The sequence below is a fragment of the Duganella sp. P38 genome (assembly GCF_050859475.1).
Lineage (GTDB): Bacteria > Pseudomonadota > Gammaproteobacteria > Burkholderiales > Burkholderiaceae_D > Rugamonas.
On record NZ_CP193936.1, the window covers coordinates 663,854 to 683,596 of the forward strand.

Consider the following 19,743-nt stretch of genomic DNA (forward strand, 5'->3'; position numbering starts at 1 on the left):
CGGCGTGACGGATCAGGCGGCGGCCGGCGTGGCGCTGGCCCGCACCATCGCCTCGAACTGCGCCACCGGCAGCGGCCGCGCGAACAGATAGCCTTGCGCCTCGTCGCAGTGCTTGGCGCGCAGGAAGTCGCGCTGCGCCTGCGTCTCCACGCCCTCGGCGATCACCTCCAGCCCCAGCGAATGCGCCAGCGCGATGGTGGCGGCAACGATTACCGCATCGTTCGGATCGCTCTCGATATCCTTGACGAAGCCGCGGTCGATCTTGATCCGGTCCAGCTCGAACAGCTTGAGATAGCTGAGCGACGAGTAGCCGGTGCCGAAGTCGTCGATCGCCACCTTGATGCCGCGCGAGCGCAGCTCCACCATCAGCGCGCGGCTGCGTTCCGGGTCCTGCATCGCGGCCGACTCGGTGATTTCCAGTTCCAGCAGCGCCGGGTCGATGCCATGGCTGTGCAGCATGCGGTCCAGGTGCGGCAGCAGGCCGGCGCCGTGGCACTGGCGCGCCGACAGGTTGACCGCCAGCCGCAGGTGCGCCAGTCCCGGCGCGCGCCACGCGTGCAGCAGCGCGCAGGCGCGTTGCAGCACCCAGTCGCCGAGCGGCAGGATCAGGCCCGATTCCTCGGCGATCGGGATGAAGCGGTCCGGCCCCACCATGCCCAGTTCCGGATGGTGCCAGCGCAGCAGCGCCTCGGCGCCGATGATGCGCTGCGTCGCCAGCTCCACCTGCGGTTGCAGGTACAGCTCGAATTCGTTCTGCTCCAGCGCCTGCCACAGGCGGCTCTCCAGCAGCAGCCGTTCGTGGGTGGCGCTGTTCATTTCCTCCGAGAAGAACTGGAAGTTGCCGCGGCCCTGGCTCTTGGCCGCATACATGGCGGTGTCGGCGTGGCGCATCAGCGTGCCGGCGTCCTCGCCGTCGCCGGGGAACATGGCGACGCCGACGCTGGCGCCGCTGTGCACGGTCTTGCCGTTCAGGTGGTACGGCGCGCTCAGTGCATCGACGATGCGCACGGCGATGTTGGAGGCGTCGTCCGGCGTGATGGCGCCGTCGGTGACGACGATGAACTCGTCGCCGCCGAGGCGGGCGATGGTGTCGACCTCGCGCAGCAGTTCCTGCAGGCGCTGCGACACCGCCACCAGCAGCTGGTCGCCGGTTTCGTGGCCGTGGGTGTCGTTGATTTTCTTGAAGTGGTCGAGGTCGATGAACAGCACCGCCGCCATGCCGCCGTTGCGGCGCGTCTGCGCCAGCAGCTGCTCCAGCCGCAGGTTCAGCGACAGGCGGTTGGCCAGCCCGGTCAGCGTGTCGTGGTGGGCCAGGCGGTGGATGCGCTGCTGCGCCACGTGCTGCTCGGTCAGGTCGTGCAGGATGGCGACGAACAGGTGCTCGTCGGGCAGCTCCACTTCCGACACCGACATCGCCAGCGGGAATTCGCTGCCGTCGCTGCGCCAGCCGGGCAGCTCGTACTCGTGGGTGACGCCGCAGGCGATCATGCGCAGCAGGCCGGCCGCGTCCAGCCCGGCCGCTTCGCCGACGCCGACCGGAATCAGGCGCTCCAGCGGCAGCGTCACCATCTTTTCCGGCGCGTAGCCGAACAGGCGGCCGGCGGCGGCGTTGGCCGACATCAGCACGCCGTTGCTATCGATGGTGAGGATGGCGTCGGCCGCCTTGTTGAGGATGGCTTGCAGGCGCGCCTCGCGCTGGCGCAGGCGCGAGGTGGAATCCTTGACCTCGGCCTGGATGCGGGCGCGCTCGCCGCTGATCAGCATCATCAGCGTGCCCAGCAGGCCGGTCAGCAGCAGGCCGCAGGTCAGCACGGTCCAGCTCTGCCAGCCGCGCTGCTGTTGCAGGTAGGCCGGCGTCGGCGCCAGCGTCAGCTCGTAGATGCGGCCGCCGAAGTGCAGCTGGCGCTGGAAGTCGCCGTCGGCCGGCGCCCGCCCCAGCGTGTCCTGCACCACGCGGCGCGGGCCGTCGGCGTCGGTGTCCTCGAAGCGCAGCAGGAAGTGCGGGAACTCGGAGCGCTTCAGCGCCTGGCTGAGGTAGGCGTCGAACTGCATCGAGATCATCAGCGAGCCGACCGCCTGGCGGTGGCTGCTCTGCGGGTAGACCGTTTGCAGCAGCACCAGGCCGGGGCTGGCCGCGCCCGGCAGCAGTTGCAGCGGCGGCGTGGCGGTCGGCTGGCCGGACTGGATGGCGCGCTCCAGCGCGGCGCGGCGTTGCGGGTCGTGCAGGTAGTCGAGGCCGAGATAGTCGCGGTTGCGCGCCGGTTCGGCGAAGGTGACGGCGAAGTAGCGCTCGCGCGCGGCGCTGACGACGAAGCGGCCGTCGGCGGTGCGCTCGCGGATGGCGAAACCGGGCGCGCTGTGCTGGCCGGCCCAGGCCTCGAAGCCGGCGCGCTGGCCGTGGGCCACGGGCGTCAGCCAGGCCATCGACATCAGTTCCGGGCGCTGGTCGAGGTAGCCGTGCGCCAGCGTGCCGAAGTCGTCGGCGGTGATCGCGCGGCGCGGCGCGTTGAGCGCCTTGGCCATGGCGTAGATGAAGCGCTCGTGCTCGCTGAACTGCGCCTGCAGCAGGTCGCCGGTCTGCTGCGCCTTGAGGCGGAAGGTTTGCAGCTGCTGGCTGCTCTCCCAGCGGTCGGCCTGCAGGTAGATGGCGATGAAGGCGCCGGCCGACAGCAGCAGCGGCAGGCCGACCAGCGTGCGGCGGCGCGCCCACAGCGCGCGCGGGCGGCCGATGACGATCCAGGTCAGCGGCGCCGCCAGCAGGATGCCGATGGTGTCGCCCATCCACCAGGTCAGCCAGTCGCTGGCCACGCTGGCTTGCTGCAGCACGCCCAGCGCCATCATGCCCGACAGCGAGACGGTGCTCGACACCACGGTCACGCACACGGCCAGCAGCACGAAGCGCACCACGTCGCGGCCCGAGCCGATGGCCTGGTCGACATAGCGGCGGAACAGCGTGGCGCCGACCCAGGCCTGCAGCGCGGCGCCGACGGCCGGCGCGCTGGCGCCCAGCAGCGCGTGCGTGGTGATGCCTGCCGGGCTGTGCCATGGGTAGACGAGGTTGACCGCCAGCGAACCGAGCGCCACGGCCGGCAGCAGGCGCGCGCCGCCGACCACGCAGGCGGCCAGCGCCAGGCCGGCGGGCAGGAAGATGGGGGCGGCATAGCTTGGTGGCAGGGCCAGCAGCAGACCGAGGCGGCCGATGGCGAAATACACAGCCCACAGGGCCAGATTGGCGAGCAGCAGGGTGTGCCAGCGACCGCTTCGATTCTTCAAACGCAGGGCTCCAGGATTCTCGTTGAGTGCGGCCGATTGTATAGGAAAACATGCAACGTAAAAACAACACTTGCACTTTCGCAGTTGGTGCGTATAAAATCTCGCCCCGAAGCAGACGAACTGTCAACGCGACATCGACAAGATGGAATAAAGAGTTGACGGGTCAGAAAAATTGCTTCATACTCTGCGGTTCCTCGCGGAGGGGTGGCCGAGTGGTTAAAGGCGACGGACTGTAAATCCGTTCTCTCAGAGTACACTGGTTCGAATCCAGTCCCCTCCACCAAGTTTTTGCAAGAAGACTGAGTGGCGCAGTAAATGAATTGAATTGAACCAATACCTCGCGGGTGTAGCTCAATGGTAGAGCTGAAGCCTTCCAAGCTTATGACGAGGGTTCGATTCCCTTCACCCGCTCCAGTGTTGTTGCAATGCAGATGTGCAAGCATCGACCGGTTGTAAAGCGCAGTACCCAAAAGCCCTTGTAGCTCAGTGGTAGAGCACTCCCTTGGTAAGGGAGAGGCCACGTGTTCAATCCACGTCAAGGGCACCAGAATACGCAATACGGCAGTACGGTAGCACTATCAAGACAGTTGGGCAGGGTTCCCTGCCAATCACACCAAATCGTTAGGAGTCTAAAATGGCAAAAGAGAAATTCGAGCGGACCAAGCCGCACGTTAACGTCGGCACCATCGGCCACGTCGACCACGGCAAGACCACCCTGACCGCTGCGATCGCAACCGTTCTGTCGAAAAAATTCGGCGGCGAAGCTAAAGCTTACGACCAGATCGACGCTGCTCCAGAAGAAAAAGCACGCGGCATCACCATCAACACCGCCCACGTCGAGTACGAAACCGCCGGCCGTCACTACGCTCACGTTGACTGCCCAGGCCACGCCGACTACATCAAAAACATGATCACCGGCGCAGCGCAGATGGACGGCGCGATCCTGGTGTGCTCCGCAGCTGACGGCCCAATGCCACAGACCCGCGAACACATCCTGCTGGCCCGCCAGGTTGGCGTTCCATACATCATCGTGTTCCTGAACAAGTGCGACCTGGTCGACGACGCAGAACTGCTGGAACTGGTCGAAATGGAAGTGCGCGAGCTGCTGTCGAAATACGAATTCCCAGGCGACGACTTGCCTATCGTAAAAGGTTCGGCACGTCTGGCACTGGACGGCGACACCGGCCCACTGGGCGAACAGGCGATCATGCAACTGGCCGAAGCGCTGGATAGCTACATCCCAACCCCAGAGCGCGCGGTTGACGGCGCCTTCCTGATGCCAGTGGAAGACGTGTTCTCGATCTCGGGCCGCGGCACCGTGGTGACCGGTCGTGTTGAGCGCGGCATCATCAAAGTCGGCGAAGAGATCGAAATCGTTGGTATCACCGACACCGTGAAAACCACCTGCACCGGCGTGGAAATGTTCCGCAAGCTGCTGGACCAAGGTCAGGCGGGCGACAACGTTGGTCTGCTGCTGCGCGGCACCAAGCGTGAAGACGTGCAACGTGGTCAAGTTCTGGCAAAACCAGGCTCGATCAAGCCGCACAACCACTTCACCGGCGAGATCTATGTTCTGTCGAAAGACGAAGGCGGCCGTCACACCCCGTTCTTCAACAACTATCGTCCACAGTTCTACTTCCGTACGACTGACGTGACCGGTTCGATCGAACTGCCAGCGGACAAAGAAATGGTTATGCCAGGCGACAACGTGTCGATCACCGTCAAGCTGATCAACCCGATCGCGATGGAAGAAGGTCTGCGTTTCGCTATCCGTGAAGGTGGCCGTACCGTGGGCGCCGGCGTGGTCGCTAAGATCATCGCCTAATAGGAAGTAAGATTGCCACCCGGGTGTCCGGGTGGTATAATCCGACTCCTTTGTAGTTTTGTGGTTTATGTAGGGGCGTAGCTCAATTGGCAGAGCGTCGGTCTCCAAAACCGAAGGTTGGGGGTTCGAGGCCCTCCGCCCCTGCCACCGAATCTGGTGCAGGGCACCGAAAGTAAATATAAATGTCTAATCAATCCGTGCAGACCGTCAGCACGTCGAATGACAAGATTAAGGTTGTGGTGGCGATCGCCATCGCGATCGCAGGCGTGATAGGGTTTTACTACCTGTCGGACAAACCAGCTCTGGTACGCGCAGGCGCACTTGTGGCTGGTTTGGCTTTTGCCGTTTTGATCTTGTGGACTTCGTCGACTGGCCGTGATTTCCTGAATTTCGCCAAAGAATCCGTTCGCGAGACGAAAAAGGTCGTGTGGCCGACCCGCCGCGAGGCAACCCAGATCACCGGCATCGTGTTTGCCTTCGTGCTGGTGATGGCGATCTTCCTGTGGGGCACGGATAAGACCTTGGAATTCCTGTTGTACGACATCATTCTGGGCATACGAAAATAATGAGCGAAAATGTGCAAGACGACGCCCAGGACCAGGCTCCTGAGCAAGATGCTGGCGCAGCGCCAATCAGCGTACCGGTGAGCAACAAGCGCTGGTACGTTGTACATGCGTATTCCGGCATGGAAAAAGCGTGCAGCGCGCGCTGACCGAGCGTGTCGAGCGCGCCGGCATGCAAGAGCAGTTTGGCCAGATCCTGGTGCCGACCGAAGAAGTAGTGGAAGTGCGCAACGGCCAGAAATCGGTCACCGAGCGCCGTTTCTTCCCCGGCTACGTGCTGGTCGAGATGGAAATGACCGACGAAACCTGGCACCTGGTGAAGAACACCGCCAAGGTCACCGGCTTCATCGGCGGCAAATCGAACAAGCCGACGCCGATCCCGGCGCGCGAGATCGACAAGATCATGCAGCAGATGCAGGAAGGCGTCGAGAAGCCACGGCCGAAAGTGCTGTACGAGGTGGGCGAGCAAGTGCGCATCAAGGACGGCCCGTTCACCGACTTCAACGGCAATGTCGAGGAAGTCAACTACGAGAAATCGAAGGTGCGCGTCTCGGTCACGATCTTCGGCCGCGCCACGCCGGTCGAACTCGAATTCGGCCAGGTCGAAAAAGTTTAACGCCTGTCGTTCCCGCCGGCGCGGGAATGATGGCAAAGGCCTGCCGGCGCCTGCAGTTCTGCAAATCCGGCAAAAGAGGAGCCCCGTCGTGCAACTGATCGCATCACGGGGCGCTACTACTCATATCCAAGATAGGAGCCATCATGGCAAAGAAAATCATTGGTTTTATCAAGCTGCAAGTGCCAGCTGGTAAGGCAAACCCATCCCCACCGATCGGCCCGGCGCTGGGTCAGCGCGGTCTGAACATCATGGAATTCTGCAAAGCGTTCAACGCGCAGACCCAAGGTATGGAACCAGGCATGCCGATCCCGGTCGTGATCACCGCGTTCGCCGACAAGTCGTTCACCTTCGTGATGAAGACCCCGCCAGCGACCTTCCTGATCAAGAAGCACTCGGGCGTGCAAAAAGGTTCGGCCAAGCCGCATACCGACAAGGTTGGCAAGCTGACCCGCGCGCAAGCTGAAGAAATCGCTAAACTGAAGACCCCTGACCTGACCGCCGCCGATCTGGAAGCCGCTGTGCGCACCATCGCTGGTTCGGCTCGTTCGATGGGCATCACCGTGGAAGGTCTGTAATCATGGCAAAACTGTCCAAACGCGCACAAGCGATCAAAGCTAAAGTAGATCGCACCAAAGCTTACCCGTTCGACAACGCTGTTGCTCTGATCAAAGAACTGGCCACCGCCAAGTTCAATGAATCGATCGACGTGTCGGTACAACTGGGCGTGGACCCGAAGAAGTCGGACCAGGTTGTTCGTGGTTCGGTGGTTCTGCCAGCCGGCACCGGCAAGACCGTTCGCGTCGCCGTGTTCGCCTCGGGCGACAAGGCTGAAGCCGCTAAAGCAGCTGGCGCCGACGTGGTTGGTATGGAAGACCTGGCCGAGCGCGTCAAAGCCGGCGACATGCCTTTCGATATCGTCATCGCTTCGCCAGACACCATGCGTATCGTTGGTACCCTGGGTCAGATCCTGGGCCCACGCGGCCTGATGCCTAACCCGAAAGTCGGCACCGTTACCCCTGACGTCGCTACCGCCGTGAAAAACGCGAAAGCCGGCCAGGTGCAGTACCGTACCGACAAGGCAGGTATCATCCACGCCACCATCGGCCGCAAGTCGTTCGCCGACGCCGACCTGAAGTCGAACCTGAACGCGCTGATCGACGCCCTGAACAAAGCTAAACCAGCTTCGTCGAAAGGTGTTCTACCTGCGCAAAGTGTCGATCTCGTCGACCATGGGCGCTGGCGTCCGTGTTGACCAGGCTTCGCTGGTTGCCTAATACCGGTGTTCCAGGCGCCGCTGCGCATAGCGTGCCGGCCCCTGGCATCGTTGATTAAAGTATTAAGTCCCGGTGTGCAAACGCCGGGCAGTTCTTTGGGATGGTTGCCGCGCAAGCGGCAGCCGCAATCAAAGACCGTTGGGCTGGATGCATCAGGCAGGCATCCGGTTAATTGAATGTCTCACCCAACGCAGATGGTGTTCCCGATCAAGTTTTGCAGTCCATTGGACTCCTAACCTCGGACGCCGTGGTTCGAACCGATTGCCGGCAATTCAGCTGGCGATCATTTAAGGAGATTGACCGTGGGTCTCAATCTGAATGACAAAAAGGCCGTTGTCGCCGAAGTTTCCGCAAAAGTAGCAACTGCGCAAACTATCGTCGTGGCCGAGTATCGTGGCATCCAGGTTGCTCACTTGACGCAACTCCGTGCCAAAGCGCGCGCTCAAGGCGTGTACCTGCGTGTGTTGAAAAACACCCTCGCTCGTCGCTCCGTTGAAGGCACGCAATTTGCCGCCCTGGCAGACAGCATGACCGGTCCGCTGATCTACTCGATCTCGGACGATGCCGTTGCAGCAGCTAAAGTCATCGCTGACTTCGCTAAAACCAACGACAAACTGGTTATCACTGCCGGTAACTACGCAGGCAAGCAGCTGGATAAAGCAGCTGTTGCAGCGTTGGCGAGCATTCCTAGCCGTGAAGTCCTCATCTCGCAGCTGTTGGGCGTTATGCTGGCTCCGGTATCGGGCTTTGCACGTGGTCTGGCTGCTCTGGCAGCGAAAAAATCCGAAGGCGCGCCTGCTGCTGAAGTTGCAGCAGAAGAAGCTCCAGCCGCTTAACTGGCGCGGGTTTTTCCCTCAAGTAGCATTCTGAATTAACGAATCAAAAAATTATTGGAGTTTCAAATGGCAATTAGCAAAGACGACATCCTGAACGCAGTTAGCGAAATGTCCGTAATGGACCTGAACGAACTGGTCAAAGCCTTCGAAGAAAAATTCGGCGTATCGGCTGCAGCAATGGCTGCTCCTGCTGCTGCTGGTGGCGGCGCCGCTGCTGCTGCTGAAGAGCAAACCGAGTTCAACCTGGTTCTGTCGGAAGTTGGCGCGAACAAAGTTGGCGTGATTAAAGCAGTTCGCGAAATCACCGGTCTGGGCCTGAAAGAAGCCAAAGATCTGGTTGACGGCGCACCGAAGACTGTAAAAGAAGCCCTGTCGAAAGCTGACGCTGAAGCCGCTAAGAAAAAGCTGGAAGAAGCTGGCGCCAAGGCCGACCTGAAGTAATCAGTTGTACCGGCAGCTAACAGCTTACAGTTAGCGCCATGAGCCAAAGCAGCGGATGGTTCCCCTTGAAAAAGGGGAAATATCCGGCTTTGGCTCCTTTGTCGTCTGTGTCGTATTTGTAGCGTTTTCCCCGCTACAGTTCCAATTGAATCAGCTGGAAATGGTAGAAGTTTCAGGTTTCGTCTGTGTGACAGACTGCCCGTAGCCATACAGGCTAAACCTGAAATTTTTCCCTTTCTGTCACTCACGGAGTGTCCATGCACTACTCATTTACTGAGAAGAAACGCATTCGCAAATCATTCGCGAAGCGCGCCAACGTTCACAACGTTCCGTTCCTGCTGGCTACCCAGCTCGAGTCCTATCATAGCTTCCTGCAAGAAGACATCGCACCGTCGACGCGCAAGAACGATGGCCTGCAGTCGGCCTTTACCTCGATTTTCCCTATCGTTTCGCACAATGGCTTTGCGCGTCTCGAATTCCTGTCGTACGTGCTGGGCGATCCTGCCTTTGACGTCAAGGAATGCCAACTGCGTGGCCTGACGTTCGCGTCGCCGCTGCGCGCCAAGGTGCGTCTGGTGATCCTGGACAAGGAATCGCCGACCAAGCCGGTCGTCAAAGAGATGAAGGAACAGGAAGTCTACATGGGCGAACTGCCCCTGATGACCTCGACCGGTTCGTTCGTGATCAATGGTACTGAGCGCGTTATCGTTTCGCAGCTGCACCGCTCCCCGGGCGTGTTCTTCGAGCACGACCGTGGCAAGACCCACTCGTCCGGCAAACTGCTGTTCTCGGCCCGCATCATTCCTTACCGCGGCTCGTGGCTGGACTTCGAGTTCGACCCGAAAGACATCCTGTACTTCCGCGTCGACCGCCGCCGCAAGATGCCGGTATCGATCCTGCTGAAGGCGATCGGCATGACGCCGGAGCAGATCCTGGCCAACTTCTTCGTATTCGACAACTTCCACCTGCGCTCGGAAGGCGCGGAGATGGAATTCGTCGCCGAACGCCTGCGCGGCGAAGTCGCGCGCTTCGACATCGTCGATCCGAAGAGCGGCAAGACCATCGTCATGAAAGACAAGCGTATCAATGCCAAGCATGTACGCGACATCGACGCCGCCGGCCTGAAGCATATCTCGGTACCGGAAGACTACCTGGTCGGCCGCGTGCTGGCCAAGAACATCGTGGACGCCGACACCGGCGAAGTGATCGCCAACGCCAACGACGAGCTGACCGAAGAAGTGCTGGCCCGCCTGCGCGACGCCAGCGTGACCGACATCCAGACCCTGTACACCAACGACCTGGACCAGGGTGGCTACATCTCGCAGACGCTGCGCATCGACGACACCGCCGACCAGACCGCTGCCCGTATCGCCATCTACCGCATGATGCGTCCTGGCGAACCGCCAACCGAAGATTCGGTCGAAGCGCTGTTCAACGGCCTGTTCTACAGCGCCGACCGTTACGACCTGTCCGCCGTGGGCCGCATGAAGTTCAACCGCCGCATCGGCCGCGATGAACTGACCGGCGCCATGACGCTGTCGAACGAAGACGTGCTGGCCGTGATCAAGATCCTGGTCGAGCTGCGCAATGGCCGCGGCGAAGTCGACGATATCGATCACCTGGGCAACCGCCGCGTGCGTTGCGTCGGCGAACTGGCCGAGAACCAGTTCCGCGCCGGCCTGGTGCGCGTTGAGCGCGCCGTCAAGGAACGCCTGGGCCAGGCCGAAGCCGACAACCTGATGCCGCACGACCTGATCAACAGCAAGCCGATCTCGGCCGCGATCCGCGAATTCTTCGGTTCGTCGCAGCTGTCGCAGTTCATGGACCAGACCAACCCGCTGTCGGAAATCACGCACAAACGCCGCGTTTCCGCCCTGGGCCCTGGCGGTCTGACCCGCGAGCGCGCCGGCTTCGAGGTGCGCGACGTGCACCCGACCCACTACGGCCGCGTGTGCCCGATCGAAACGCCTGAAGGCCCGAACATCGGTCTGATCAACTCGCTGGCACTGTATGCCCGCCTGAACGAATACGGCTTCCTGGAAACCCCGTACCGCAAGGTGGTGGACTCCAAGATCACCGACCAGATCGACTACCTGTCGGCGATCGAAGAAGGCCGCTACATCATCGCCCAGGCGAATGCCAAGGTGAATGAAGAAGGCAAGCTGGTCGACGAGCTGGTGTCGTCGCGCGAAGCCGGTGAAACCATCCTGGTGTCGCCAGAGCGCGTGCAGTACATGGACGTGGCCCCAGGCCAGATCGTTTCGGTCGCCGCCTCGCTGATTCCATTCCTGGAACACGATGACGCGAACCGTGCACTGATGGGCGCCAACATGCAGCGTCAGGCTGTGCCTTGCCTGCGTCCTGAAAAGGCGCTGGTCGGCACCGGCATCGAACGTACCGTGGCAGTCGACTCCGGCACCACCGTGCAGGCGGTGCGCGGCGGTATCGTCGATTACATCGATGCAGGCCGCGTGGTGATCCGGGTTAACGACGACGAAGCGCAAGCTGGCGAAGTCGGCGTGGACATCTACAACCTGATCAAGTACACCCGTTCCAACCAGAACACCAACATCAACCAGCGTCCGATCGTGCAGCGCGGCGACCGCGTGGCCAAGGGCGACGTCATCGCCGACGGCGCCTCGACCGACCTGGGCGAGCTGGCGCTGGGCCAGAACATGACCGTGGCCTTCATGCCATGGAATGGTCTGAACTTCGAAGACTCGATCCTGATCTCGGAAAACGTGGTCAAGGACGACCGCTACACTTCGATCCACATCGAAGAACTGTCGGTGGTTGCCCGTGACACCAAGCTGGGCGCGGAAGAAATCACCCGCGACATCTCGAACCTGGCTGAGAACCAGCTGGCGCGTCTGGATGAATCGGGCATCGTCTACATCGGCGCCGAAGTGCAAGCCGGCGACACGCTGGTCGGTAAGGTAACGCCGAAGGGCGAAACCCAGCTGACCCCGGAAGAGAAGCTGCTGCGCGCGATCTTCGGCGAAAAAGCGTCCGACGTCAAAGACACCTCGCTGCGCGTGCCGTCGGGCATGGTCGGCACCGTCATCGACGTGCAGGTGTTCACCCGCGAAGGCATCGTCCGCGACAAGCGCGCGCAACAGATCATCGACGATGAACTGAAGCGTTTCCGCCTGGACCTGAACGACCAGATGCGTATCGTCGAGGGCGACGCCTTCCAGCGTCTGGAAAAAATGCTGATCGGCCAAGTGGTCAACGGCGGTCCGAAGAAGCTGGCCAAGGGCGCCAAGATCACCAAGGAATACCTGGACGATCTGGACAAGTACCACTGGTTCGACATCCGCCCGGCGGAAGACGCCTCGGCCACCGCGCTGGAAGCGATCAAGGAATCGATCAACGAGAAGCGCCACCAGTTCGACCTGGCCTTCGAAGAGAAGCGCAAGAAGCTGACCCAGGGCGACGAGCTGCAACCTGGCGTGCAGAAGATGGTCAAGGTCTACCTGGCCGTCAAGCGCCGCCTGCAGTCGGGCGACAAGATGGCGGGCCGCCACGGTAACAAGGGTGTGGTCTCGCGTATCGTGCCGGTGGAAGACATGCCATACATGGCCGACGGTACGCCGGCCGACGTGGTGCTGAACCCGCTGGGCGTGCCATCGCGTATGAACGTCGGTCAGATCCTCGAAACCCACCTGGGCTGGGCAGCAAAAGGCCTGGGCATCCGTATCGGCGAAATGCTGGCGCAGCAGATCAAAGTGGAAGAGATGCGCAAGTATCTGACCACGGTCTACAACGAAACCGGCCGTCCGGAAGATCTGGACAACTTCGACGACGAAGAGATCATGAAGCTGGCGCACAACCTGAAACGCGGTGTGCCGTTCGCAACGCCGGTGTTTGACGGCGCGCACGAGTCGGAAATCCGCCGCATGCTGGACCTGGCCTACCCTGACGACATCGCCACCCACCTGGGCATGACGCCGTCGAAGAATCAGGTCACGATGTACGACGGCCGCACCGGCGAAGCGTTCGAGCGCAAGGTCACCGTCGGCGTGATGCACATGCTGAAGCTGCACCACTTGGTCGACGACAAGATGCACGCGCGTTCGACCGGTCCGTACTCGCTGGTGACGCAGCAGCCGCTGGGCGGTAAAGCCCAGTTCGGTGGCCAGCGCTTCGGTGAGATGGAGGTGTGGGCACTGGAAGCATACGGCGCATCGTATGTGCTGCAAGAAATGCTGACCGTGAAGTCCGACGACGTGAACGGCCGTACCAAAGTGTACGAAAACCTCGTCAAGGGCGATCACGTGATCGACGCCGGCATGCCGGAATCGTTCAACGTGCTGGTGAAAGAGATCCGTTCCCTGGGTATCGATATCGACCTGGAACGCAACTAAGACATCGGCAGCCGTCATTCCCGCGTAGGCGGGAATCCATGCTGAGTATGGGTTCCCGCCTGCGCGGGAACGACATAGAAAAGAATTTAATCACTACCTGGAGTGATACATGAAAGCACTGCTCGATCTATTCAAGCAAGTACAGACGAACGAGACCTTTGACGCGATCAAGATCGGTCTCGCCTCGCCTGAAAAAATCCGTTCGTGGTCCTACGGCGAAGTCAAAAAGCCGGAAACCATCAACTACCGTACCTTCAAGCCAGAGCGCGACGGCCTGTTCTGCGCCAAGATCTTTGGCCCGATCAAGGACTACGAGTGCCTGTGCGGCAAGTACAAGCGCCTGAAACACCGCGGCGTGATCTGCGAGAAATGCGGCGTCGAAGTCACGCTGGCCAAGGTGCGCCGCGAGCGCATGGGCCACATCGAACTGGCTTCGCCGACCGCCCACATCTGGTTCCTGAAATCGCTGCCGTCGCGTCTGGGCATGGTGCTCGACATGACGCTGCGCGATATCGAACGCGTGCTGTACTTCGAAGCATACGTCGTGACCGACCCTGGCATGACCCCGCTGAAGAAGTGCCAGATCATGTCGGAAGACGATTACGCCGCCAAGTACGAAGAGTACGGCGACGACTTCACCGCCTTCATGGGCGCCGAAGGTATCCGCGAACTGCTGCGCTCGATCGACATCCACCGCGATGCCGAAACGCTGCGCGTGGAACTGAAGGAATCGAAGTCCGAAGCCAAGATCAAGAAATACGCCAAGCGTCTGAAAGTGCTGGAAGCGTTCCAGCGTTCGGGCATCAAGCCTGAGTGGATGATCATGGAAGTGCTGCCGGTGCTGCCGCCGGAACTGCGCCCACTGGTGCCACTGGATGGCGGCCGTTTCGCGACCTCGGACCTGAATGACCTGTATCGCCGCGTCATCAACCGTAACAACCGTCTGAAACGCCTGATGGAGCTGCGCGCTCCAGAGATCATCACGCGCAACGAAAAGCGCATGCTGCAAGAAGCGGTCGACTCGCTGCTGGACAACGGCCGTCGCGGCAAAGCGATGACCGGCGCCAACAAGCGTCCGCTGAAATCGCTGGCTGAGATGATCAAGGGTAAGGGCGGCCGCTTCCGTCAGAACTTGCTGGGTAAGCGCGTCGACTACTCGGGCCGTTCGGTCATCGTGGTGGGTCCACAGCTGAAACTGCACCAGTGCGGTCTGCCGAAGCTGATGGCGCTGGAACTGTTCAAGCCATTCATCTTCAACAAGCTGGAACTGATGGGTCTGGCTACGACCATCAAGGCAGCGAAGAAACTGGTCGAAATCCAAGAGCCTGTGGTCTGGGACATCCTGGAAGACGTGATCCGCGAACACCCGATCATGCTGAACCGTGCGCCTACGCTGCACCGTCTGGGCATCCAGGCTTTCGAGCCGGTGCTGATCGAAGGCAAGGCGATCCAGCTGCACCCGCTGGTTTGCGCGGCATTCAATGCTGACTTCGACGGTGACCAGATGGCAGTCCACGTGCCGCTGTCGATCGAAGCACAGATGGAAGCGCGCACGCTGATGCTGGCGTCGAACAACATCCTGTTCCCGTCGAACGGCGAACCATCGATCGTTCCTTCGCAGGATATCGTGCTGGGTCTGTACTACGCGACCCGCGAGGCGATCAACGCGAAAAACGAGGGCATGCTGTTCCCTGACGTGTCGGAAGTCATCCGTGCCTACGACAACAAGCAGGTTGAGCTGACCACCCGTATCACCGTGCGTATCGTTGAGCATCCAAAAGATCCAGCGACGGGCGAATTCGTGCGCACCGTGACCCGTTACGAAACCACGGTTGGCCGCGCCATCCTGTCGGAAATCCTGCCGAAAGGCCTGCCTTTCTCGGTGCTGAACCGCGCGCTGAAGAAGAAAGAGATTTCCAAGCTGATCAACACCTCGTTCCGTAAGTGCGGCCTGCGCGCTACCGTGGTGTTTGCCGACCAGCTGATGCAGTCGGGCTTCCGCCTGGCGACCCGCGCCGGTATTTCGATCTGCGTGGACGACATGCTGGTACCGCCACAAAAAGTCACGCTGATTTCGACCGCCGAGTCGGAAGTCAAACAGATCGAGCAGCAGTACGCTTCGGGTCTGGTGACCGCTGGCGAGCGCTACAACAAAGTGGTCGACATCTGGGGCAAGACTTCCGACGAAGTCGGCAAGGCCATGATGGACCAGCTGAAAGTGGAAGACGTCATCAAGCGTGACGGCACCAAGTCGACCCAGGAATCGTTCAACGCGATTTACATGATGGCCGACTCGGGCGCACGTGGTTCGGCCGCACAGATCCGCCAGCTGGCCGGTATGCGTGGTCTGATGGCGAAACCGGACGGTTCGATTATCGAAACGCCGATTACCGCGAACTTCCGCGAAGGCCTGAACGTTCTGCAGTACTTCATCTCGACCCACGGCGCTCGTAAAGGTCTGGCGGATACGGCACTGAAGACCGCGAACTCGGGTTACCTGACCCGTCGTCTGGTCGACGTGACCCAGGATCTGGTTGTGATCGAAGACGATTGCGGCACCTCGAACGGCACCGTCATGAAGGCGATGGTCGAAGGCGGTGAAGTGATCGAAGCGCTGCGCGACCGTATTCTGGGCCGCGTGGCGGGCACCGACGTGGTCAATCCTGAAACCCAGGAAACCCTGTACGAAGCCGGCACGCTGCTGGACGAAGACATGGTCGAAGAGATCGAACGCGTGGGCATCGACGAAGTCAAAGTCCGCACCCCGCTGACCTGCGACACCCGCTACGGCCTGTGCGCCAAGTGCTACGGCCGCGACCTGGGCCGCGGCCTGCTGGTCAACGCCGGCGAAGCGGTGGGTGTGGTGGCGGCGCAGTCGATCGGTGAGCCGGGTACCCAGCTGACCATGCGTACCTTCCACATCGGTGGTGCGGCATCGCGTGCGGCAGTGGCGTCGTCGGTGGAAGCCAAGTCGAACGGCACCATCCGCTTCACCTCGACCATGCGTTATGTGACCAACGGCAAGGGCGCGCAAATCGTCATTTCCCGTTCGGGCGAAGTGCTGATCACCGACGACCACGGCCGTGAGCGCGAGCGCCACAAAGTGCCGTACGGCGCGACCCTGATCGTCAAGGATGGCCTGGCTGTCAAAGCCGGCACCGCGCTGGCGACCTGGGACCCGCTGACCCGTCCGATCATCACCGAGTACGCCGGTACGGTGCGTTTCGAGAACGTCGAAGAAGGCGTGACCGTGGCCCGTCAGGTGGACGAAGTGACCGGCCTAGCCACACTGGTGGTGATCGATGCGAAGCGTCGTGGTTCGCTGACCAAGACCATGCGTCCGCAGGTCAAGCTGCTGAACGAAGACGGCAACGAAGTGAAGATCGCCGGCACCGAACACGCAGTGGCGATCGGCTTCCAGGTTGGCGCGCTGATCATGGTGAAAGACGGCCAGCAAGTGTCCGTGGGTGAGGTTCTGGCGCGTATCCCGACCGAATCGCAGAAAACCCGTGACATTACCGGTGGTCTGCCACGCGTTGCCGAGCTGTTCGAAGCACGTTCGCCGAAAGACGCGGGCATGCTGGCGGAAGTCACCGGTACCGTGGCCTTCGGTAAAGAAACCAAGGGCAAGCAGCGTCTGGAAATCACCGACATGGACGGCAACAAGCACGAGTTCCTGATTACCAAGGACAAGCAAGTGCTGGTGCACGACGGCCAAGTGGTGAACAAGGGCGAGATGATCGTGGACGGCCCGGCCGATCCGCAAGACATCCTGCGCCTGCTGGGTATCGAAGCGCTGGCGCGTTACATCGTTGACGAAGTGCAGGACGTGTACCGTCTGCAGGGCGTGAAGATTAACGACAAGCACATCGAAGTGATCGTGCGTCAGATGCTGCGTCGTGTTCAGATCGTCAATGCCGGCGACACCAACTACATCGTTGGCGAGCAGGTTGAGCGTTCGGAACTGCTGGAAGAGAACGATCGCGTCACCGCAGAGAACAAGATTCCTGCGACGTACGAGAACGTGCTGCTGGGTATTACCAAAGCGTCGCTGTCGACTGACTCGTTCATCTCGGCCGCATCGTTCCAGGAAACCACCCGCGTGCTGACCGAAGCGGCGATCATGGGCAAACGCGATGGTCTGCGTGGCCTGAAAGAAAACGTCATCGTTGGCCGCCTGATCCCAGGCGGTACCGGTCTGGCCTTCCACCGCGCTCGCAAAGAGAAAGAGCAGTGGGAAGTCGAAGAGCGTCAAGCGCTGCTGGCAGCTGAAAAAGCCGCCATGTCCGGCGCCGATGTGGAAGTGACCGAAACGGTTGCCCCGCACGACGGCGAAGCGTAATCTGCTGAGCACCACCAAAACGGCACCTTCGGGTGCCGTTTTTTTCGTGGACAGATCGCTGAACTGCAGGCCAGCAAATAGTTCGTTCATGCTAAGATTTAGCTATGATCGCTCAAGCCCTCTTCACTCCCGCCCAGCAGAAGTTGCTGGGCTTGCTGTTTGTACGTGTCAACCAAGGATTTCACCTGAATGAGATCATGCGGCTGACCGGGTTGGGCAGCGCCTCGGCGCAGCGCGAGCTGAAGCGCCTGCACGAGTCCGGGGTGATCGTCTCCGAGCGGATCGGCAATGTGCGCCGGTTCAAGCCGAACAAGGATTGCATCGTCTTCGGCGAACTCAGCGGCCTGGTGAAGAAAACCTTCGGCCTGGTCAGCGTGCTGAACTCGGCGCTGGCGCCGCTGCAACACGTGCTGAACGTGGCGTTTGTGTACGGCGCCACCGCCAAGGAACAGGAGAATATGGACACGCCGGTGGAGCTGCTGCTGATCGGCGACAACACCAGCTACGGCGAATTATTATCGCGCCTGCCTGTGGCCGAGCGCTTGCTGCGCCGTAAGATCAACCCCAACCTGTATTCCATCCCCGACTTTAAACGCCGCCTGCGGGAACAGCAGCCGTTTATCCTCGATGTGTTACGCGGCCAAAAGATTTATGTACTGGGTGATGAAAGCGATCTGGAAAAGGTCAGCAGCGACGAGTTCAATCAGATGGCAAGCTGATTAAAAAACAGGTGTATCTTCCCGCCTGCGATTCGCAGCGGATATTGCCGCCGAAGGCCGTAATCACCTTGTGGCAAAACGCCAGTCCCATGCCGGTGCCGCCGGTGCTGTAGAACGGTTCGAACACGTGCGGCAGGACGTCGTCCGGAATGCCCGCGCCGGTGTCGGTCACCATCAACTTCCGGTCCGCCAGCAGAATCTCCACCTCGCCACGCCCGGCCGCCTTGATCGCGTGCAGCGCGTTCTTGAACAGGTTGTATAGCACATAGACCAGCAGCACGTCGGAGCCGAAAAAGGTGAAGTCGTTATCGCCGCGCACCCGCACCTTGTCGCGCATCGCGCGCTCGAACGGATAGCTGGCCAGCGCCTCGTCGACGCACTTCTTCGCCGAATGATTCGCAAAATCGCCGCGGTTGAGCGAGCCGGCGCGCGCCGAGGCCAGCATCATGTCGACGATGAAATTCGACCGGCTGATCTCCTTTTCGATGTGCTGGCCCAGCCCCGCGAGATATTCAAGCTGCGGCGCCGACAGGCGGGCCGGTATCAAACCATGGGCCAGCGCGCGCTGATAGCCGGCCAGCAGCTCGGGAAGCGAACGCGACAGCATGCGCGACTGGTTGCGGATCGTCGCCAGCGGCGTGCGCATCTCGTGGGCGATGGTGGCGGCCACCTCCAGTGGATCAGCAAGCAGGTTGTGCCGCACCATCGCCTGCGCGATCAGTCCCAGGCTGGCGGCGACGAACAGCACGCCCGGCGGGTAAAACTGCACGCCGTAATTGCACAGATAATCGACCGAGGCAAAGAAGTAGATCAGCAAGCTGACCAGGCAATAACGCAGCCGGGTCTTTTCGGTCGACATGGCCTGCCGCTGGCGCCGGTACAGCAGCCAAAGCCCGCGCCCGACCACCAGCGCGGTTTGCAGCAGGTGCAACGGATGCAGCGGCCCGGCCTTGGGATAGAAGCCGAAAAAATAGGGATGGAGGCCGTCAACCAGCCAGTTGGTGGTCAGCAGCAGCACGCCCAGCAGGCCGGCGGCGGTATACGACAGCGCCACCCAGCGCCGCTCGCCATGCTGTGCAGTCAGCTCGGCGATGAAGTGGTAGAGCGTGGTCGGCAGGAACAGGATCAGCAGATAGCCGAGCTTGGCCAGCGAATGGGCCGCGCGCGCGTCGTCCATCTGAAACAGGATGGCCCAGGTGAATTGCCAGCAAAACGTGGTCACGCACAGCAGGAAGAAGGTCAGGCTAATGCGGCTCACGCCGCGCGAGTGCAGCACATAGCCGCCATAGCAGAGGAAGAGCATGGAAACCACGGCGGGCAGAAGAGAATGCATGGCGCTGATCCGAAAGAATGAACGGAGCGCCAAGTATTGCGCGGGACGTAGCGGCCCGCTTGATTATCGCAACAGCGTTTGCGACAGATCAAACTTCCTCCATGCCAACTCCTTCCTAGTGATGTTGCCCGGCTGCCGGGTAACCATACCTAAG

10 protein-coding genes, 4 tRNA genes and 2 pseudogenes are annotated in these 19,743 nt (G+C 61.0%); 14 read left to right on the plus strand and 2 right to left on the minus strand.

From position 1 onward, the window contains the following. Positions 1 to 12 precede the first annotated feature (12 nt). Positions 13 to 3,273, minus strand: a complete 3,261-nt coding sequence (locus tag ACRQ5J_RS03045; protein WP_432381090.1) for an EAL domain-containing protein — start codon at positions 3,271 to 3,273, stop codon at positions 13 to 15. Positions 3,274 to 3,471: 198 nt separating this feature from the next. On the opposite strand from ACRQ5J_RS03045, the gene ACRQ5J_RS03050 reads away from it, so the two are divergent. The 14 genes and pseudogenes from ACRQ5J_RS03050 to ACRQ5J_RS03115 all read left to right on the plus strand — a co-directional run bounded on the left by ACRQ5J_RS03050 (position 3,472) and on the right by ACRQ5J_RS03115 (position 18,256). Beyond that, positions 3,472 to 3,556 (plus strand) — tRNA-Tyr (locus tag ACRQ5J_RS03050). Positions 3,557 to 3,613: 57 nt separating this feature from the next. Further along, positions 3,614 to 3,687: transfer RNA gene (locus ACRQ5J_RS03055), tRNA-Gly, on the plus strand. Positions 3,688 to 3,745: 58 nt separating this feature from the next. Beyond that, positions 3,746 to 3,820 (plus strand) — tRNA-Thr (locus ACRQ5J_RS03060). Positions 3,821 to 3,907: 87 nt separating this feature from the next. Continuing rightward, positions 3,908 to 5,098 (plus strand): elongation factor Tu, encoded by a 1,191-nt coding sequence (gene tuf / locus ACRQ5J_RS03065; protein WP_432381091.1) that lies wholly within the window; start codon positions 3,908 to 3,910, stop codon positions 5,096 to 5,098. 71 nt (positions 5,099 to 5,169) lie between these two features. Next, a tRNA-Trp gene (locus ACRQ5J_RS03070) sits at positions 5,170 to 5,245 on the plus strand. A 35-nt stretch (positions 5,246 to 5,280) separates the two neighbouring features. Continuing rightward, the gene (secE, locus tag ACRQ5J_RS03075; RefSeq protein WP_432381092.1) at positions 5,281 to 5,664 is read left to right on the plus strand and encodes a preprotein translocase subunit SecE; all 384 of its coding nucleotides are present in this window, start codon (positions 5,281 to 5,283) and stop codon (positions 5,662 to 5,664) included. Beyond that, a pseudogene (nusG, locus tag ACRQ5J_RS03080) lies at positions 5,664 to 6,277 on the plus strand (transcription termination/antitermination protein NusG). Before secE ends, nusG begins: the two are co-directional and overlap by 1 nt. A 143-nt stretch (positions 6,278 to 6,420) precedes the next feature. Then, positions 6,421 to 6,852 carry a 50S ribosomal protein L11 gene (gene rplK, locus ACRQ5J_RS03085; RefSeq protein ID WP_179676076.1) on the plus strand — a complete coding sequence of 144 codons (432 nt, stop codon included), beginning with the start codon at positions 6,421 to 6,423 and terminating at the stop codon, positions 6,850 to 6,852. Positions 6,853 to 6,854: 2 nt separating this feature from the next. After that, a pseudogene (rplA, locus tag ACRQ5J_RS03090) lies at positions 6,855 to 7,551 on the plus strand (50S ribosomal protein L1). 302 nt (positions 7,552 to 7,853) lie between these two features. Continuing rightward, positions 7,854 to 8,387, plus strand: a complete 534-nt coding sequence (rplJ, locus tag ACRQ5J_RS03095; RefSeq protein ID WP_218306923.1) for a 50S ribosomal protein L10 — start codon at positions 7,854 to 7,856, stop codon at positions 8,385 to 8,387. Between the two features lie 66 nt (positions 8,388 to 8,453). Next, positions 8,454 to 8,828 (plus strand): 50S ribosomal protein L7/L12, encoded by a 375-nt coding sequence (gene rplL / locus ACRQ5J_RS03100; protein WP_092281518.1) that lies wholly within the window; start codon positions 8,454 to 8,456, stop codon positions 8,826 to 8,828. Between the two features lie 257 nt (positions 8,829 to 9,085). After that, positions 9,086 to 13,195, plus strand: coding sequence for a DNA-directed RNA polymerase subunit beta (gene rpoB / locus ACRQ5J_RS03105; protein WP_432381093.1), 4,110 nt, complete (start codon positions 9,086 to 9,088; stop codon positions 13,193 to 13,195). 109 nt (positions 13,196 to 13,304) lie between these two features. Continuing rightward, positions 13,305 to 17,537, plus strand: a complete 4,233-nt coding sequence (gene rpoC / locus ACRQ5J_RS03110; protein ID WP_432381094.1) for a DNA-directed RNA polymerase subunit beta' — start codon at positions 13,305 to 13,307, stop codon at positions 17,535 to 17,537. 104 nt (positions 17,538 to 17,641) lie between these two features. Continuing rightward, positions 17,642 to 18,256 carry an ArsR family transcriptional regulator gene (locus ACRQ5J_RS03115; protein ID WP_432381095.1) on the plus strand — a complete coding sequence of 205 codons (615 nt, stop codon included), beginning with the start codon at positions 17,642 to 17,644 and terminating at the stop codon, positions 18,254 to 18,256. On the opposite strand, the gene ACRQ5J_RS03120 is transcribed toward ACRQ5J_RS03115, so the two are convergent. Next, complete coding sequence (locus ACRQ5J_RS03120) at positions 18,237 to 19,589, minus strand: ATP-binding protein (protein WP_432381096.1); 1,353 nt, start codon at positions 19,587 to 19,589, stop codon at positions 18,237 to 18,239. The genes ACRQ5J_RS03115 and ACRQ5J_RS03120 overlap by 20 nt on opposite strands. Between the last annotated feature and the right edge of the window lie 154 nt (positions 19,590 to 19,743).

What these genes read in the sequence shown, in the direction of transcription:
- ACRQ5J_RS03115 (WP_432381095.1), top strand. Translation starts at nt 17,642, where the DNA reads ATGATCGCTCAAGCCCTCTTCACTCCCGCCCAGCAGAAGTTGCTGGGC.
- rplK (WP_179676076.1), top strand. Translation starts at nt 6,421, where the DNA reads ATGGCAAAGAAAATCATTGGTTTTATCAAGCTGCAAGTGCCAGCTGGT.
- rpoC (WP_432381094.1), top strand. Translation starts at nt 13,305, where the DNA reads ATGAAAGCACTGCTCGATCTATTCAAGCAAGTACAGACGAACGAGACC.
- rplL (WP_092281518.1), top strand. Translation starts at nt 8,454, where the DNA reads ATGGCAATTAGCAAAGACGACATCCTGAACGCAGTTAGCGAAATGTCC.
- ACRQ5J_RS03120 (WP_432381096.1), bottom strand. Translation starts at nt 19,589, where the DNA reads ATGCATTCTCTTCTGCCCGCCGTGGTTTCCATGCTCTTCCTCTGCTAT.
- tuf (WP_432381091.1), top strand. Translation starts at nt 3,908, where the DNA reads ATGGCAAAAGAGAAATTCGAGCGGACCAAGCCGCACGTTAACGTCGGC.
- secE (WP_432381092.1), top strand. Translation starts at nt 5,281, where the DNA reads ATGTCTAATCAATCCGTGCAGACCGTCAGCACGTCGAATGACAAGATT.
- rpoB (WP_432381093.1), top strand. Translation starts at nt 9,086, where the DNA reads ATGCACTACTCATTTACTGAGAAGAAACGCATTCGCAAATCATTCGCG.